The sequence below is a fragment of the Desulfosporomusa polytropa genome (assembly GCF_055380075.1).
Window position 1 is genome coordinate 2,576,625 of the sequence record NZ_AP042400.1, and the last position, 17,662, is coordinate 2,594,286.

The 17,662-nt window shown below is 41.5% G+C and carries 15 protein-coding genes and 1 other annotated feature; of the genes, 2 read left to right on the forward strand and 13 right to left on the reverse strand.

Translation table 11 applies throughout. The features are described from left to right. Nucleotides 1–104: 104 nt before the first annotated feature. The 3 genes from ACZ449_RS13975 to ACZ449_RS13985 all read right to left on the reverse strand — a co-directional run bounded on the left by ACZ449_RS13975 (nucleotide 105) and on the right by ACZ449_RS13985 (nucleotide 4,261). Nucleotides 105–1,067 (reverse strand): bile acid:sodium symporter family protein, encoded by a 963-nt coding sequence (locus tag ACZ449_RS13975; protein ID WP_464261583.1) that lies wholly within the window; start codon nucleotides 1,065–1,067, stop codon nucleotides 105–107. A gap of 60 nt (nucleotides 1,068–1,127) precedes the next feature. Beyond that, nucleotides 1,128–1,386, reverse strand: a binding site (T-box leader). Nucleotides 1,387–1,477: 91 nt separating this feature from the next. Then, complete coding sequence (gene ldhH, locus ACZ449_RS13980) at nucleotides 1,478–3,649, reverse strand: L-lactate dehydrogenase (quinone) large subunit LdhH (RefSeq protein ID WP_464261584.1); 2,172 nt, start codon at nucleotides 3,647–3,649, stop codon at nucleotides 1,478–1,480. A gap of 3 nt (nucleotides 3,650–3,652) precedes the next feature. Further along, entirely contained in the window at nucleotides 3,653–4,261 is a 609-nt protein-coding gene (locus ACZ449_RS13985; RefSeq protein ID WP_464261585.1) for a LutC/YkgG family protein, read from the reverse strand. 316 nt (nucleotides 4,262–4,577) lie between these two features. Between ACZ449_RS13985 and ACZ449_RS13990 the strand changes: the two genes are divergently transcribed. Together ACZ449_RS13990 and ACZ449_RS13995 are read left to right on the forward strand one after the other, a co-directional pair. Next, nucleotides 4,578–6,206: an L-lactate permease gene (locus ACZ449_RS13990; RefSeq protein ID WP_464261872.1), complete on the forward strand. Its 1,629-nt coding sequence runs from the start codon at nucleotides 4,578–4,580 to the stop codon at nucleotides 6,204–6,206. Between the two features lie 217 nt (nucleotides 6,207–6,423). Next, nucleotides 6,424–7,206: a FadR/GntR family transcriptional regulator gene (locus ACZ449_RS13995; protein ID WP_464261586.1), complete on the forward strand. Its 783-nt coding sequence runs from the start codon at nucleotides 6,424–6,426 to the stop codon at nucleotides 7,204–7,206. A gap of 355 nt (nucleotides 7,207–7,561) precedes the next feature. On the opposite strand, the gene ACZ449_RS14000 is transcribed toward ACZ449_RS13995, so the two are convergent. From ACZ449_RS14000 to pfkB, 10 genes are all read right to left on the reverse strand, one after another. After that, a complete protein-coding gene (locus ACZ449_RS14000) occupies nucleotides 7,562–8,287 on the reverse strand; it encodes an SAM-dependent methyltransferase (protein ID WP_464261587.1) in 726 nt (241 codons plus the stop codon). Nucleotides 8,288–8,439: 152 nt separating this feature from the next. Next, entirely contained in the window at nucleotides 8,440–9,222 is a 783-nt protein-coding gene (locus ACZ449_RS14005) for an ABC transporter ATP-binding protein (RefSeq protein WP_464261588.1), read from the reverse strand. Then, complete coding sequence (locus ACZ449_RS14010) at nucleotides 9,222–10,247, reverse strand: FecCD family ABC transporter permease (protein WP_464261589.1); 1,026 nt, start codon at nucleotides 10,245–10,247, stop codon at nucleotides 9,222–9,224. The genes ACZ449_RS14005 and ACZ449_RS14010 overlap by 1 nt, the downstream gene beginning before the upstream one ends. A gap of 27 nt (nucleotides 10,248–10,274) precedes the next feature. Next, complete coding sequence (locus ACZ449_RS14015) at nucleotides 10,275–11,372, reverse strand: ABC transporter substrate-binding protein (RefSeq protein ID WP_464261590.1); 1,098 nt, start codon at nucleotides 11,370–11,372, stop codon at nucleotides 10,275–10,277. 36 nt (nucleotides 11,373–11,408) lie between these two features. Then, nucleotides 11,409–12,281: a tungstate ABC transporter substrate-binding protein WtpA gene (gene wtpA / locus ACZ449_RS14020; RefSeq protein WP_464261591.1), complete on the reverse strand. Its 873-nt coding sequence runs from the start codon at nucleotides 12,279–12,281 to the stop codon at nucleotides 11,409–11,411. 375 nt (nucleotides 12,282–12,656) lie between these two features. Then, complete coding sequence (gene ptsP / locus ACZ449_RS14025; RefSeq protein ID WP_464261592.1) at nucleotides 12,657–14,393, reverse strand: phosphoenolpyruvate--protein phosphotransferase; 1,737 nt, start codon at nucleotides 14,391–14,393, stop codon at nucleotides 12,657–12,659. 21 nt (nucleotides 14,394–14,414) lie between these two features. Next, nucleotides 14,415–14,684 carry an HPr family phosphocarrier protein gene (locus tag ACZ449_RS14030; RefSeq protein ID WP_464261593.1) on the reverse strand — a complete coding sequence of 90 codons (270 nt, stop codon included), beginning with the start codon at nucleotides 14,682–14,684 and terminating at the stop codon, nucleotides 14,415–14,417. Between the two features lie 10 nt (nucleotides 14,685–14,694). Beyond that, the gene (locus ACZ449_RS14035) at nucleotides 14,695–15,147 is read right to left on the reverse strand and encodes a PTS sugar transporter subunit IIA (protein ID WP_464261594.1); all 453 of its coding nucleotides are present in this window, start codon (nucleotides 15,145–15,147) and stop codon (nucleotides 14,695–14,697) included. Between the two features lie 163 nt (nucleotides 15,148–15,310). Beyond that, the gene (locus tag ACZ449_RS14040; protein WP_464261595.1) at nucleotides 15,311–16,684 is read right to left on the reverse strand and encodes a PTS fructose transporter subunit IIC; all 1,374 of its coding nucleotides are present in this window, start codon (nucleotides 16,682–16,684) and stop codon (nucleotides 15,311–15,313) included. Between the two features lie 32 nt (nucleotides 16,685–16,716). After that, the gene (pfkB, locus tag ACZ449_RS14045; RefSeq protein ID WP_464261596.1) at nucleotides 16,717–17,655 is read right to left on the reverse strand and encodes a 1-phosphofructokinase; all 939 of its coding nucleotides are present in this window, start codon (nucleotides 17,653–17,655) and stop codon (nucleotides 16,717–16,719) included. Nucleotides 17,656–17,662 lie beyond the last annotated feature (7 nt).

The following is a 17,662-nucleotide window of genomic DNA, read 5'->3' on the forward strand; positions in this document are numbered from 1 at the left end:
AATATTTAATAAATATTGTAATTTATTATGCACTATATGTCAAACATTAAATTCAATTGCTCGGAAAACAATAGCTAACTAGTGCTACATGAGACTCCCTGTTCTTAGGTCAACACTTCTGCTTCCTCAGCCCGCTCTTCTCTACTTGATTTATTCCCCCAATAGCTGGCCAGCAAGCTTCCCGTCATATATTCCCAGACCGTCATAACCGCACCCGGCAGAGCCGCCATGGGATCCAAATGCGCTAATGCCAATGCTACGGCAAGGCCGGAGTTTTCCATACCAATTTCAAAGGTAACTGCCCTGGATTTTTTCTCAGACATGCCGACAGATTTACCGGCATAATAGCCAAGAACCAGACCAGCTATATTATGAATGGCCACTGCTACGCAAAGCACCAGCGCCATTGTCGCCATTCTAGCTGCATTAAGAGCTACCACTGAAGACATAATCGTGATAATGAAAATTACCGATACAGCCGGAACAACTTTGGTAAGTTTCTCCACCATTTTGGGTGCTGCAGTATGCAGCGCAACGCCGATGCTTACGGGAATTAAAACGATTTTAACAATATCCATAAGTAGCGCCCCAATATCAATGGGAATCATGCCACCAGCTAGAAATGAAAAAATGTAGGTGGTCAGCACTGGTGCCAATATGGTATTCACACTTGAAACGGTAACCGACAGCGCCGTATCCCCTTTGGCTATATATGTCATAACATTGGAACCAGTACCACTTGGGCTGGCCCCCAAAAGTATCATCCCTGCAGCCAGTGCAGGTGACAAACCCAGCATCTTCGCTACGCCAAAACCAACTAAAGGCATGATTAGATACCGAAAAAACACACCATAAAAAACATCTTTTGGCCGGGTCAGAATCAAACGGAAATCATCAAGCGACATAGTAAGTCCCATTCCCAGCATAATAACCCCCAGCATATACGAAATATACTTGCCAATGGGCTTAAACGGTGCTGGATAAAAAAAAGCGATGACCGAAATTACTACCACCCACAGCGTCATATACTTGCAAATAAACTGAGCCAACTTCTCTAGAAACTTCATAACCATCCTCCTACTAAATTAAAAATACAAAAAACCTCTTGCCCTTTAAGTCAACAGACTTAAAGGGGCAAGAGGCAATTCTTCTCGCGGTACCACCCTTTTTACAGATAAAACTATCTGCATCTCTCATCAGGTCTAACAACCTTAGCAGAATAACGACTGCACTCCTCGCGGAGCTGATACCGGCGTAGCTTACTTCTTACGATTCAGCCTTGCTGTTCAGGAGTGATCCTTGTAGTTCTTATCGTTTGCCGGTTCGCACCAACCACCGGTTCTCTGAAACGTTTCGAAATACAACGTTCTCCCTCATCACATTTATATATATGAAATTAGATCAAAACATTTGCTTGTTTCTAATATACTTCACCGGTTTCCACTTGTCAATATGCAGCAAGTGTTTGGTTATATTATTATTCTTTTATTTGCTCCGCAATAATTTCAGCTACATGCTTAATTTTAATATTCGGAGCTTGTTTATCCAAGCCACCTTGGATTTGCATCATGCAGGCAGGACAACCCACAGCAATTACATCAGCACCGCACTCTTTAATAGTATCGATTTTTTTCTTCAGTATTGGCATAGAAAGTTCAGTATATTTAATACCAAAAGCACCAGCCATTCCACAACACTTATCGCTGTCTTGCATTTCAACAAACTCATAACCTGGGGCCGAGGCTAATAATTTTCTTGGTTCAGTGTAGATATTAAGGCCACGTTTCATATGGCAGGAATCATGATAAGTGATTTTCTGGCCACCAGCCGATTTTTTAAGCCGACCAAGCTTATCGTATTCACTTGCCACAAAGCTTGTAAACTCGCGAACACTATGAGCTAATTTCGCAATTCGCTTGCTCCACTCCGGATCATCTTTAAATAATTCGACATAGGTAAGATGCCAAGTTTCAGCACATGTTGGGCAAGCAAACATAATATAATCAGCTTTGGCTTCTTCGAAAGCAAGAATATTCTGTTTGGCAATTTTTCTGGCCGTTTCTAGATCACCCATACCAATTACCGGCTTACCACAGCAACTTTGAGCTTCAGGAAATACCATTTCCAAATTGAGATCCTGTAAGACTTTATAAACAGATTCCCCAATTTCCGGGAAAACAAAGTCAATATTACAACCGCTGAAGAAGGCTATCCGCTTTTTAGGTTTCTTCACTTGTTTAGTAACCCTTTCCACCCGATCTCTGAAAGGGGTATCCGCAACAGCAGGCAAACTGCGATCTTTTGCTAATCCAGCAAAGAATAACGGCAAGTGTCTGATTAATCGTCCGGTTGTAAACGGTTTTTGCCCAATGGAAGCCAAACGCAATAAATTATGGAATACCTTGCGGTTAGCAAGAACATTTTCAAAAACTGCTTTTACACCAAAGGGCAGTCCTTCTTGCTCAACAGTTTTAGCACGCAAGTACTCAATTAAGCCTGGAATATCAATTTTCCCAGGACAGATTTCAGTACAACGGCGGCAGCCAATGCACATTTCATTAATTTGTTTAAAATCATTCATGCTATTCAATAAAGCAGTTAAAATAGCTCCAATTCCACCCGCATAAATATGACCGTAAACATGTCCACCAACTAAAGTATAAACTGGACAAACATTTAAACAAGATGCACACCGAACACACTGATAGATTTGTTTGAGCTTATCATCTTTTGCAGCTCTCAGTCGTCCATTATCAAAAAGAATAACATGAAGTTCCTTCTCTTGTTCCACCCATTGTCCATCTTTTTTTACCAGGGCAGGCGCAGGTCCGGAAATCATGCTCATGTAACTCGTCATCAGCTGACCGGTAGCATTTCTAGGTAATGTACTTAAAATGGGTACAGCGTCTTTAATTGTCGGAATTAGCTTTTCATAACCAATGATAACAACTTGAATAGGTGGTAATGTGGCAACTAAGCGAGCATTTCCCTCATTGGTTACTAAACCGATGGCACCATTTTCCGCAATACCAAAGTTGGCTCCAGTGATACCCATATCCGCTAGCAGAAATTCATCGCGCAATGTAACTCTGGCTTCTTGGACCATCAGGGCAATATCAGGCTCAATATCCTTATGCAGTTCTTGCGAAAAGTATTTGGCCACTTGGTTACGGTCCAGGTGAATGGCAGGCATAACCATATGCGAAGGTTTATGACCAGCGATAGAAATAATCCATTCCCCTAAATCTGTTTCTTTTACATAGAGACCTTTTTCCTCCAAGAAATGGTTTAGATGAATTTCTTCTGTGGCCATTGACTTAGATTTTGCAATCCGTTTAACACCCTTTTCCTTGCATAAATTATATAGATATTGCTTGAGAGCATCTCCGTCTTTGGCCCGAAAAACTTTACCGCCGCGCGCAGTCACTTGTGCTTCAAATTGGTCAGCAATTTCGTCAATTCTTTTTACCGTGTCTATTTTCATATCCCGCACGGAATTACGCAAAGCATCAATATCGTCCACATTTTCATAGGCTTTGGCGCGAGCGATAGGATACGCTTCGGCGAATCGGTTTAAAGCACCGCGTAAAGTTTTATCCATTAATTTCTCATTAATCTCTTGTTTTAGGTTGCGGTTAGAACTTGTCACTATTTATACCCCCTTTATCTCTTCATCAATAGCGATAATTATTAGTTGGCTAGGGCCATGTACACCAATAGTTAGGACTCGCTCAATATCTGATGTACGGCTAGGACCAGTGATGAAGCTGATATATCCGCGATCAAACACCTTAGAAATTATTCCAAAAGCCGTTTGTATAGTAGCTGCAACATAATTGCTATTTAAAATAACAATGGATACTGGTGGAAGAGTGGTAATCAGACGTTGCTCAATAGCCAGCCCATCTTCACAAACACTGCCTGTCTCAGCTATAGCAAACTCAACACCGGCAATACCAATATCTGCTGTATCGGCATGATTGCGAATATCAGATTGCGTTGTGTATAAGTGCACGCCAATCTTTTTTAAAGTATCTGCCAAGCCATTAGCTGGAGATATTACTTCCTGGGTAGCAACCACTTTTTTGGCATTATTAGATTTAATGATATCAAGAATGGCTGTTTGTGCCTCTATTGTTGTTTTTACCCGAATGACCTTAGCGGCCACATTTTGGGCACGAGTTACGAATTCGTCAAAAAATTGATTACCAAAGCTTTCCTTAGGGAATGCTTCTTTCCAGTTTTTACTTATTTTTTTCATACGTCACGTCCTTTTTTTATTTTCACAAAAAACATCGCGTTCGCGGTATGATGGTATGGTGGTCTGACCAGTATATTCTGAATTAGATAACAAAAATCCTTCTGGCATGACAAATTAATTTTATTTTTATATTTTTTTGAATTATCTCAATTTGCAAGCAGGATTTTGAATATATGATGTTGAAATGCACATACACTGGTCAGACCACCAGTCCAAGCAATATGTTGAAATGAGAGCGAGGTGAGATAAAAAATTAACCTTTGAGGCAATTTATCGCTAATTTCCATAGGTAAAATTAAGAATAGAGGTGTATATGATGACATGGACTCAAATTTATGATCCTATGAATAATTTGGCAATTTCATCCCTCTTTGCTGCGATTCCCATTATCGTAATTTTCTATCTTCTCGCTATTCGTCGTACTGCAGGACAAATTGCAGGTGCTATTGCCGTTACTTCTGCGGTTTTAGTTGCAATTTTTATATACAAAATGCCTGCAGCCCTTGCTCTTACAGCTACCGGCATGGGGGCATTTTACGGAATATTCCCGATTTTTTGGATTGTTCTTACTGCCATCTTTATTTACAATATGACGGTTGAGACAGGACAATTTGAAATCGTAAAAGATTCTATTGCTACTATTACAGATGACCGTCGTTTACAAGGTCTTTTAATTGCCTTCGGTTTTGGTGCCTTTTTAGAAGGAGCAGCTGGGTTTGGTACTCCTGTTGCTATCTCCGCAGGCATGTTGGTAGGGCTTGGCTTTAGCCCACTCTATGCCGCCGGCTTATGTTTGATTGCTAATACTGCTCCAGTTGCTTTTGGTGGTATCGGTATTCCAATTATCGTTGCCGGACAAGTTACAGGTTTAGATACAATGAAAATTAGTGCCATGGTCGGCAGACAATTGCCATTTCTCTCTGTTATAATTCCTATCTGGTTAGTTCTGCTAATGTCTGGTTGGAAGGCTACCAAAGAAGTTTTGCCTGCATGTTTAGTGGCAGGTGTATCCTTTGCTGGTGTGCAATGGTTTTCTTCAAACTATATCGGACCAGAACTTCCCGATATTTTATCTTCACTTGCCTGTATCATCTCGTTAACAGTCTTTCTAAAATTTTGGAAGCCAGCAAAAATATGGCGCTTTGCTAACGAACCGGCACCTACAATTGTTACCAACAAGAGTAATTTGACGTTTGGCAAAGTAATCAAAGCTTGGTCTCCTTTTATCATTTTGACTGTAATGGTTATTTTGTGGGGCTTGAAGCCAGTAGTTGCAACGTTAGACTCTGTTACTCTTAAAATATTAGTTCCCGGTTTAGATAAACTCGTTGTTCAGGCCGCACCAATTGCAAAAGTCCCAACAGCAATGGCGGCACTATATAAAATAAACTGGTTGAGCGCCGCCGGTACTGCCTTATTTATTGCAAGTATACTCACAGCAGCAGTATTAGGTGTGGGCCCCGGAAGGTTTATATCTATTTTTACAAAAACGATATTGCAATTACTAAAACCTTTAATTACTATCCCTTGTGTGCTTGGTTTAGCTTATATCATGAATTACTCAGGAATGAGTTCTACACTCGGTTTATTCCTAGCAGGCACAGGATCTTTATTCCCCTTCTTCTCCCCCTTCTTAGGATGGCTTGGTGTTTTTTTAACAGGCTCCGACACATCTGCCAATGCACTATTTGGAAATCTACAGGCGGTTACCGGAACACAGGTTGGTGTTGATCCTATTTTGACAGTAGCAGCAAACTCGTCCGGTGGCGTTTGCGGAAAAATGATTTCACCGCAAAGTATTGCCGTAGCAACTGCAGCTTCCGGTTTAGTTGGTAAAGAAGGAGATTTGTTTAGGTTTACAGTAAAACATTCTCTTATTTTAGCTGTTATCGTTGGTATCATGACTTATCTACAGGCTTATTTCCTAACCTGGATGATTCCGTAAAACCAGTGTCACCCTTGACAGAATAAGCAACAGAAGATAGACTCTTACTAAAAAATAGTGTATGATTAAACTAGAATATTTGTAAGCATGGTAAACTATACGTAGTTACCAACATAATACATGGCGGGCAGCAACCTATGCAGCCCGCCATGTATTTAATAGTGGTTGAAACAACCATAAGTCAGCAAAAATATTACTAATAAGTACGGAGGATCACATGTTTAAACCAGTTAAAACAAAAAAAATCTATGAGGAAGTAATTGAACAAATCAAGAAACTAATTGTTGATGGCAAACTGCAGCCAGGCGACAAATTATTATCCGAACGTGAACTTTCGGACCAATTAAATGTAAGCAGGGCTTCTGTACGTGAAGCATTTAGTGCGTTAGAGATGATGGGAATTATTACAATTCGCCCAGGTGAAGGAAGTTTTGTTCGTCAAGTTTCCTATGAAGGCATGTTAGAACCCTTATCTTTCTTATTGCAGGTTGACGTTGACGATGTTATGAAATTATTGGAAGTACGCAAAATTTTAGAGCTGGAAATTGCAGCTTTAGCTGCAAAACGTGCTACAGAAGAAGATATTGAAAATATACGGCACGCTTTACAACGTATGGTGGATGAAGTGAATGCTGGAGAAATTGGTGTTGCAGCTGATGCTGATTTTCATTTTGCAATACTTACGGCTGCCCATAACCCTATATTAATTAAATTGATGAGCGCTGTTTCTGATCTTATGACAAGTACTCTTCAATTTTCGAGACAAAAGCTGTTTTTGCAGAAAGATATGCCAAAGCGCCTGCATGAATCACACTGTTCTATTTTTCAAGCAATTACCCAAAAGCAACCTCAATCAGCCCGCAAATTAATGGAGAAGCATTTAACTATGGTGGAACATGCCATGATACAACTAAAAACAGAAGAAGCAGCCGCTTTAAATACACTAAGCGAAGTTACGATTGACCATAAAATAGAAACAAATTTTGGTTTTCCTTCCTGAATTAAACATAGTTCGATTGAAACTACTTGTTTACTCTATATATAATCCCATAAAGATTTTCTTCCATTTTTTGCTGGTAAGTCTTTATAGGATCCTATATAGAATTAAATTATGGAAATTAACAACTTAATAACAAAACTACGGCACTAGTCCTTACAAACTAAAGAGTCAGACGGCACTTTAGAAAAAAGGGGGCACAAAAAGCAGACGGTGATTAAACCGTCTGCTTTTGCCGTTCTGCCGCTTCTGGACAAAATGTCCAGAGGTCAGTCAGTTAGGCATGGAGAATGACCCGCCGCCGCACGTTTTTTTTGTTGACCGTCAAGCGGCAGGATTCTTATTATGTGGTCGCCATTCAAATGACTTTAGCAATCAACTGAACAAGATTATAATACTTTCCGCCCTCAGCCTCCATCATTTTGATGTCCTCAGCGACAATGGGATGATAACCGGTCTGCCATTCTATCCACGCCTGTCTGCAACAGGCCATTTCGCGGCTGTCCACCATTTCAATGCCCTCGGCCCTCTTCCACAAATCTTTCCACCAATCAAGAGAGTGCAGGGTTCTATCCATCTCGTTATTCCAAAATGGCTGCATATCATCGGGAACATTTTTCCCAAATTCGTATTTTAAGCCGGGAATAGCCACGGCGATATAGCCGCCCTTTTTCACAAAAGGAATGAGCGATGGGAGCATTTCCGCCGTATCACCGAAATAATGGTAAGCGTCCACAGTAAACAACAGGTCAAAATATCCGTTTGCGAAAGGCAATCCTTTGGTCGCGTCTACTGAAATCGGAACGGCTTTATCGTCAATCCCGATAGATTTGAAACGCTCATAGTTTTCAGTCGGTGAAATCCACAAATCGGCGGCGAAAACTTTTGCGCCGTATTTTTTTGTCAGCAAGAGCGTGGAAAGACCGCACCCACAACCGAGGTCAAGTATACGCATATTCTCATTGACGTTTAGGCATAACGCTAATTCCTCTGCTACTCGCATGGCATTAGGCCCCATCATGGTAGCTTTCAAAAATTCCATGTTATTCTGACTGGAAATAAATTGATTTGTAAATGTGTACATAATATTCTTCCTCCGTTAATCCTTTATCTTGCAGCTATAAATCAATTATAGTAGTTATATTATTACAATGCACCCTACAAGATAATTCAGAAACAAAAAAGCGACACAGCAAAATCACCATGTCGCTCTCACTTTAGCATTGACTTTTCATATCAGCTATTCATGACGGGAACACAAGTAATCACATCCTGCCTACCAGCCACCGGCCCAATAAGTACCTCTATCCCATAAGTATCATGTATATTTGCCTCGGTTATAACTTTGGCCGCAGTCCCTATATCAACAAGACTGCCTTCCTTTAATATAGCTACCGTCCCACCTGTTAAAAAAGCGTGATCTGGAAAGTGAGAAGACATAATAACAGCCATTCCTTGCTTGGATAAGCGGTTAATCACTTCGAGCAAACGCGTCTGATGGCCAAAATCCAAGTGAGAAGTCGGCTCATCTAGCAGTAAATATTCCGGTTCCTGGGCCAGGACTGCTGCTAACAGGACTAATTGTCGTTCACCACCACTGATTTGTGTATAAGGTTTGTGTTCCAAATAGGTTATCCCTAGCGATTCCAGAGCTTGTTCTGCAATGTCCCTATCTTTCTTACCTGGAGATGACAGAAAACCATGATGAGCTGTACGCCCCATTAACACAACATTAAGTACAGTATAAGGAAATGCGGGAATATGTGACTGGGGAACATAAGCAATCTTTTTGGCTATTTGCCGACGTGAAAGCCGGGAAATATCTTGACCGTCAAGAAAAACCTCCCCCTTGCTTAACGGCAGTAATCCGTTTAGACATCTAATCAGCGTTGATTTACCAGCTCCATTAGGGCCAAGTAAACACAAGACTTCTCCTTGCGAAACGGAAAAACTAACATTGCAGAAAGTAGGCCGTTCTTCATCATAGGAAAAAGTCGCTTGTTTTACATCTATTCCCATTACCAGCCCACCTTATTTTTCATAAGTAAGTATGCAAAAAAAGGCGCCCCTATTAGTGCGGTGAGAATTCCAAGCGGAATTTCCAATGAAGTGAGCGCGCGTGCCAAGTCATCAATAATCAATAAGTAGCAAGCACCAATAGAGATACTCGCCGTAATGACTTTGCGATAATCTGGTCCTACCAGCATCCGGCAAATGTGAGGAATCACCAGCCCAACCCAGCCAATTACTCCGGCCAAACATACTGATGCGGCAGTTATAACAGTACAAAGAACTAAAACAAACGCCCTTTCCTTTTTGGTATTGACGCCAAAAGACAGAGCCTCCTCTTCACCCATGGATAAAACATTGATCCGCCACCCCATTAGAACCAGCAATATTACCGCTATCACCAGAACAGGACCTATTGTAAGCAATATTTCTGGGTTAACATTTGCTAATGACCCCATAAGCCAGAAGACAATGCTGGGTAACTTTTCATAAGGATCTGCCAAGTATTTAATCAATGATATTAAAGCAGAAAAAAACGATCCTACAATTACACCCGCCAAAACCAATACCAATGTTGGCGCACTTTTATATACCGAACTCATTCCATACGTTAAAACTACTGCGAGAATACCAAATCCCATAGCTGAGACCTGGACTATCGCTAGGCTGTCTGACAGCAGTATGGCCAATGCTGCTCCAAAACCCGCCCCTGAAGCAACTCCAAGAATATAAGGAGACACCAATGGGTTCCGAAATACCCCCTGAAATGCGGCACCAGCTGCCGATAGTCCTGCTCCAACCAACATAGCTGCTACAATTCTAGGAAATCTTACCTGAAGTACTACTTTTTCTATCAAAGGCGGCCAGGTAGGCTCCAGTGGCAAGAATTTTGCTGCCAAAATATTGATAACTGTTGCCAGCGATATGGAATGATGACCGATAATAAAGGAAAGTAAAAACACTAGTATTGGCAGTATAACAAGCAGACTAGAAGTACTTAGCTTTCGCCTGCCCATAGTTGTTCTGAATTGCATAGCATCACATCTCTTTGAAAAATATATTTAGTGTTTTCCTTTATACGGAACTCCATAAAACCGAGTATAAAAGTCATTGACTGTGGTTTGTAAGTCAATATCAGAAAATTTTTCGGGGTAGAGTTTTTTCGCTAGCCATAATTCTCCTAGTGCCATCGACTCAGGGCAAGGATGTCCCCAGGGCTTGGCATATTCAGGAGCAATGTAGAGTTTACCGTTTTTGACGGCACTAATTTCTTGCCACGCGGCATTAGCTTTTATTTCTTCTGCCACGTTCTCGTAACGATCCTGCACAAAAATAACCTGCGGATTCCAATCCATAATCTGTTCGATGGTAACCTGTTTATAACCGTTAATACCTTCTGCCACATTGCGGCCTCCGGCTCGTTCAATAATTACTCCGGTATATTTCCCGGTTCCATATGTATAGAGATCAGGATTAGCCATGTAGCAAGACACCCGATTGTCTGACGGTATATCTTGTAAGCGATTTTTAACAATTTCCCGATTTTTCAAGGCATACTCTACAAGTTCAGCTGCTTTTTGCTCTTTGCCCATAATATTGCCAATTAAGGCAACTCCCTCTTTAAATCCCTCCGTGTATGCATTATCAGGGTCTTTGAGGTTTGGATTCAGTTTGGATGCTTGTTCATAATCTGACTTGTACAAAGAAATGGCTACAACGGGAATTCCCATTTTTTCAATTTGCTCAATAACATTTTTGGACATGTAATGAGTGACCAAAACTAAATCCGGATTAAGTTTGGTAAGCGCCTCTATGTTTACTGTTTCCAGGTCACCGGGAGTAGGTAATTCTTTCAATCGAGGATAAATGTCGCCCAAAGTGGGTGACACAAGTGATTGCCATTTATTGATAACTCCCACTAATTTGTCACCGGCCTGTAACTCAAGAATAATATCTAGGGTGTGGTGCTGTAAACAGACTACCCGTTTGGGGTCTTTAGGAATAGTCACAGTTTTACCTAATTGATCCACGACAGTTCTTGTCTCTTGCTTTTGCGGCGTTGGAGCGGCAACCTGCGAAGAAGAACTACACCCGAGCAACACATTGGATAAAATCGCCAAAATAACAACCACTGTAAACCAACGATATTTTTTGTTCATTCTACTCTTCCTTTCATTATGTAAAGTATTAGTCTATTAGAAAAACCTACGCAACCGCTCTGGCAAGTACGCAAAATCTCCTTTAGATATTTCCGGCGGAAACGAGATAAGACCGGCTTTTTTTATATATACCTCCCCCTTATCCAATAAAAACTCCAAAAACTCGGTAGCTATTTTCGGGTTTGGCGCTCCCTCCACAAGGGTTATCCCATAAATAATCGGTTCGCCTTTCACAGTTATCCATGTACCCAAACTTCTACCAGATAGTTGTATGTGAACCTGGCGATAATAATCAGTGTAGTCTCTGGATGAAAAATCAATAGCCGCCGGCAGGCTGACGAATCGATAGCCATTTTGCCGTGCAGATGATTCGTACCCAAAAAAGTAATCAAGCTCACCGTTCATTATCCGCGAACGAATGGTTTCTCTGTCTGTAAGAATGTTTGTCGGCGTAATCTTAGACACCAGCTTTTGGTATAATCCCGGTGCTTCGTAATATTTTTCAGCCAACTGCCAACATAGCCGGGCACGATAGCCCGCAGGATCTAATTCAGGGTTAGTGTGACCGTATACCACTCCCTCCCGCAGCAAAATTTCGAACCAATTCTCTTGATTGATCTCATCAGCGAACTTACTTTTGTTGCTAAAGGAAAGAACCAACCTGTTTCCGGCAAAAAGAATATTAAACCTTGCATAATCTGGCTTCAACATATCTTCAATAACCTGATAATCAGCTGATGCTACAATATCGCAGGAACGCCGCTGGTCAGTCACTTTACGCGCCGCTTCTCGGGCTCCGCTCCCTTCCATGTGAACCTTAACTCCCGGATGCTCTCCTTCAAAATGCTGCGCAATATGCCGCAGAGACTCACTTAGACTCCCTGCATGAAAGATAATCAACTCCTCCATTTCTAATCCCCCCCTCCCTCGTGATTATTTTTACAACATCATATGCTAACTTTCTATATATACAAAAACATTATCTAACGTAAACAAACATAAACTATATTAAACAATAAATCTTCGCATTACACATATTGGCATTATCCTATCATTTCAATAAAAACAGGTTTTTATAAGGTTTTAAAACATAAGCAAACATAAACAAACATAAACATCATGTTGTAATTATACAACTTGTTTTATTAGTAACGCAATGATTTAATTTTCAAGGACTTGCATGCACAAAAATCTTATAAATTCTGCTAATGCAAGAAGATCCCGCAACACCTTATGCAAGGTATTATAGGATCTTCTTATCGGTAACCGCCAACTATAATTGAATCAAATTCCGTTTTCACTGCAGAAAGATTCCATCTTCAACCGAATATCGTGCGCAGTACTCAGCTGCAAGACATCTTCCAATAAGTATCTGCATTTTTCCAATTCAATCTGGCTAATGGTATATTTTACTTTTCTAATCGCGGTCGCTGACATACTTAACTCATCTAACCCCAACGCCAACAGCAGGGGCACTGCCTTCGAGTCGCCTGCCATACCGCCACACATTCCTACGAACTTCCCTTCCGCATGAGCGGCATTCACAATGTTTTGTAGAAGGCTAATGATGGCTGGATTAAAATGGTCGTACAAGTAGTCAATTTTCTCATTCATCCGATCAACGGCCAGTGTATATTGAACAAGATCATTTGTTCCTATACTAAAAAAATCAACCTCTTTGGCGAATTGTTTGGCTAAAATAGCAACTGAAGGCACCTCTACCATAATACCCACTTCTATTCCCTCATCAAAAGAACTACCTTCGGCTCTAAGCTGTTCTTTGACCTCTTCAACTATGCCTCTTGCCACTCTCCACTCCTCAAGACAAGATATCATCGGAAACATTACTTTTATCTTACCATAGGCACTTGAGCGCAGAATCGCTCGCAATTGTGTTACAAAAAGCGGCTTCTGATCAAGACAAAGCCGTATGGCTCGATACCCTAAAAACGGATTCATTTCTTTAGGTATCTGTAAATAAGAAAGTTCTTTATCGCCACCAATATCTAACGTACGAATGATTACCGGCTTATCACCCATAACCTGGACAATATCCCGGTACACTTTAAATTGCATTTCTTCATCTGGCAAACTGTCTTCTGACATATATATAAGTTCAGTTCTTAGCAAACCGATGCCTTCAGCTCCCTGGTCCCTAGCATATAGAGCATCGGTTGTCGTACCAATATTTGCCGCAATCTCAACTCGATATCCATCTTGGGTAACCGCTTCCAGAGATGCATAGGCCTCTAAAACACTTTCAGCTTTGGCCTCTATAACCATTTTTTGCGAATAGCTGCGAATAGTTTCTGCATCAGGATTAACAATACAAATACCACTTGTACCGTCAACGATAATGGTTTCACCGTCTTGAATCTGAGCAATGCCCTCACCAATTCCAATAACCGCCGGAATGCCTAGTGTTTTGGAAAAGATGGCGGTATGTGAAGTTTTACCGCCTTTTTGCGTAGCGAAAGCTTGTACATATTTTTTATTAAGCTGAACGGTGTCGGTAGGCGCAAGATCATCTGCAATCAGAATAACTTCTTCCCGAATCTCTCCCAAATTTATGCCTGTTACCCCATTCAAAGCTACCAACAGCCTGTTACCGATATCTCTTACATCAGCAGCCCGTTCACGCATATATTCATGTGGCATATTTTCAAAAATTGCTACTACTTTTTTCACAATTTGATCAACTGCTTTTTCGGCTGAAAATAATTGTTTACTAATTAGCTTTTCCATTTCAGGGCAAAAGGTGGGATCTATCAAAAAACTTTTCTGAGCCTTTATAACATTTGTTTTTTCAGCACCCACTGTCTGCTGCGCCTGCTCAATAAGTTGCTCAATTTGCTGGCTGCATTTTTCCTTTGCAACCGCAAAGCGTTTAATTTCTTTGGCAACATCAGCTGCCGCAACATCCCCAAATTGCGGATTATGCAAACTATGATCATAGCGGACAACTTTCCCAATCCGAATTCCTTCTGAGACCCCGATACCAGCTAATCTAATTTCAGCCATGGCTTTTTCACCTTTCAAAAGTTATTCTTCGCCAAATTTACTGTTTACCAACTCAAGCAATGCATTTCCTGCCTTTTCCTCGTCGTCTCCGTTGGTCTCAATTATAATTTTAGACCCAAACTCAAAACCCATGGTCATCAAGCCTAAAATGCTTTTCCCATCAGCTTCCATTCCATCTTCATTTCTAACTGTAACATTAGCCTTAAATTCATTCGCCTTTTCCATAAACAATTGGGCTGGGCGAATATGAAAACCCGTTTTATTTTGTAATATTCCTTCCACGATCATCATGTCACACCTCCTAAATGGATTGCAGAACTGCATAAAGCTCTGCCGCTGTATTTACTGCCAGTAGTTTCTTGCGAAAATCTTCATGGATTAGTTTTCTAGATAAAGCGATTAATATTTTCATATGCTCATTCCCGGCATCTTTTTCGGGTACGCCAATAAGGAATACTATTTGCACCGGATTTCCATCTAAGGAGTTCCAATCGATAGGCTTAGCCAACCGTGCAAATGCCAAACCGGCAGCAGCTACACCGCTGGATTTGCCATGAGGAATTGCTACACCAAAACCAATACCTGTTGACCCCTTTTGTTCCCGCTCATTCACTGCAGCCAAATAGACAGCCTTATCGTTGACAAATCCAGCCTTTTCCATACCTTCAATCATTACGCGCAAGCATTCAGCCTGGCTTGACACAGCTAGTTCCAAATTGACGGTTTCCTCTTTTAAAATGTTTGAAATTTCCATAACATTGCACCTCCTGCGATTTTAAAACACTTCTTACATTTTCTATTTATCTTAATCGCCGAGTCAAGACTCCCGCCTCTACAGGCGGCGTCAGTTCAGGTGGAGTAGACTCTCCACCTGAACCCCCGATGTTTCAGCTCTGCTGAAACGAGTTCACTCACCTTTAAACAGACGTTTTATTCTTCTTTACTACACTGATCAATAATGCTGTCACTATTGTTCCGGCGAGAATAGCAAGTACGTACATGGCCAAATTACCCACTGCATTAGGAATCATGAGAACAAAAATCCCGCCGTGTGGCGCTTTTAAAGTAGCTCCTAACACCATCGATAGCGCACCGGCCACTGCAGAGCCAGCCATGATTGAAGGAATGATTCGGAAAGGATCGGCTGCAGCAAACGGAATAGCACCTTCAGTAATAAAAGAAATTCCAAGTACCCCTGCCGCCTTACCTGCCTCTCTTTCTTCAACAGAAAACTTTTTCGGTGCAATAACAGTAGCTAACCATAAGCCAAGAGGTGGCGTCATGCCAGCAGCCATAACCGCGGCGATAGGTGCATATAGACCACTTCCTAGTAGCCCGACCGCAAATGTATACGCTGCTTTGTTTACCGGCCCCCCCATGTCAAAGGCCATCATCGCCCCTAAAAGTAAACCCAGCATACTTGCATTTCCTGTACCAAGATTGGTAAGCCAGCTGCTAAGTCCATCCATAATAGCTTTTACCGGACTACCAATTACATAAATCATTAGCAAGCCAACAATTGCACTACCGAAAAAGGGAATAATTAATATTGGTACTAAACCTGCAAAATTTTTCGGCAAATTAATGTTCTCTTTCATCCATTTTGCAATGTAGCCTGCCAAAAATCCGGCAATAATTCCTCCTAGAAAACCGGCTCCCAGCTTTGATGCCAGCATCCCACCGATAAGCCCTGGAGCTAAACCAGGCTTTTCCGCAATTGAAAATGCAATAAACCCGGCAAGTATCGGAATCATCAGGGCAAACGCCGCTCCACCGCCAATATCCATCAACGCCGCCGCCAGTGTTCCCTGTTGTTTGAAGGCTTCAATACCAAATATGAATGAAACTGCAATCAGTAAGCCACCCGCAACAACAGCAGGCAGCATATAGGATACACCTGTCATCAGATGTTTATATGGTCCTGTTATTTGTGATTTTTTTGGTTCTTTACTTTGTGACGCCTGGTTAATATACTCCGGAGCAGCAGGCTTCATCGCTAATGCTTCGTCGATAACACGCTGGGGATCTTTAATGGCTTGCCCAATGGCAACTTTTACAACCGACTTCCCCACAAAACGGGATTCTTCTACATCGGTTGCTGCAGCAACAATAATAGCATGAGCTTCGGCAATATCTCCTGCCGTCAATTCATTTTCAATTCCCATCGCCCCGCGAGTTTCAATCTTGATCTCCACGTTTTTTTCCTTGGCCGCCTGCTGTAGAGCCTCGGCCGCCATGTAGGTATGTGCGATACCTGTCGGACAAGCTGTAACCGCTAGAATCTTTTTCATAGCAAATCCCCCCCATTTTACAGTTTTTTATGTTATCTTTTTTCGACTTGCACCTTATTCAAGAATTGTTGTACTTCTGGCAAAGAACATACCTGTGTACCCGATTTTGAAGCTGTTACTGTCCCTGCGGCAGTAACCCAGCGCGCTGTTTCCGCCAAAGAATGCTGACTTAGCAGTGAATACGCTAATACTGCTACCATTGAATCCCCTGCCCCTACTGTACTTTTAGGTACTATAGCTTCAGTCCTTACTCGATAGATTGCCTCTTTATCCATGATAATAGCACCTTGCTCCCCCATGGATACAATGACAATTTCAATACCTTTTTCCAGAATCTTTCGGGCTGCACTAATAACATCCTGATCATTGGCTAATTCATGACCTGTTAATTTTCCCAACTCATGTATATTGGGCTTAATGGCAAAAGGGGCGGCCTGTATCCCTTCGAACAGAGCATCATCATCTGCATCCAGTATAGTTTTTACACCTTTACGCTTAGCGATTTCCGTCAATTCACGATACATACCGCACTCAACGCCTGGCGGCAAGCTCCCACTCAAAACCAGATAAGAAGCTTCCTCCAGGAGTTTAGACATCTGAACCTTAAAAGCAATTATTTCTTTTTCCCCTACCGCAAAACCGGCCTCATTGATTTCAGTAGTAATACCGGAACTGCTATCAACCACTTTCAAATTTGTTCGCGTTTCACCGGCTATCGTCAAAAAACAGGCAGTAATTCTTTCTCCTGCCAAATATTGCAGTAAGTTTTGCCCTTGAGAACCGGCAATTAAACCTGCAGCAGTAACATTTATGTCAAATTGATTTAACACTCTTGCAACATTAATCCCCTTGCCGCCCGGGTCCATCCTTACACTTTGTACGCGATTCAAACCACCAACTTGCAGCTTATCAACAAGCACTGTTTTATCAATTGCAGGATTTAAGGTAACCGTAACTACATATGGTTTCAAACCAATC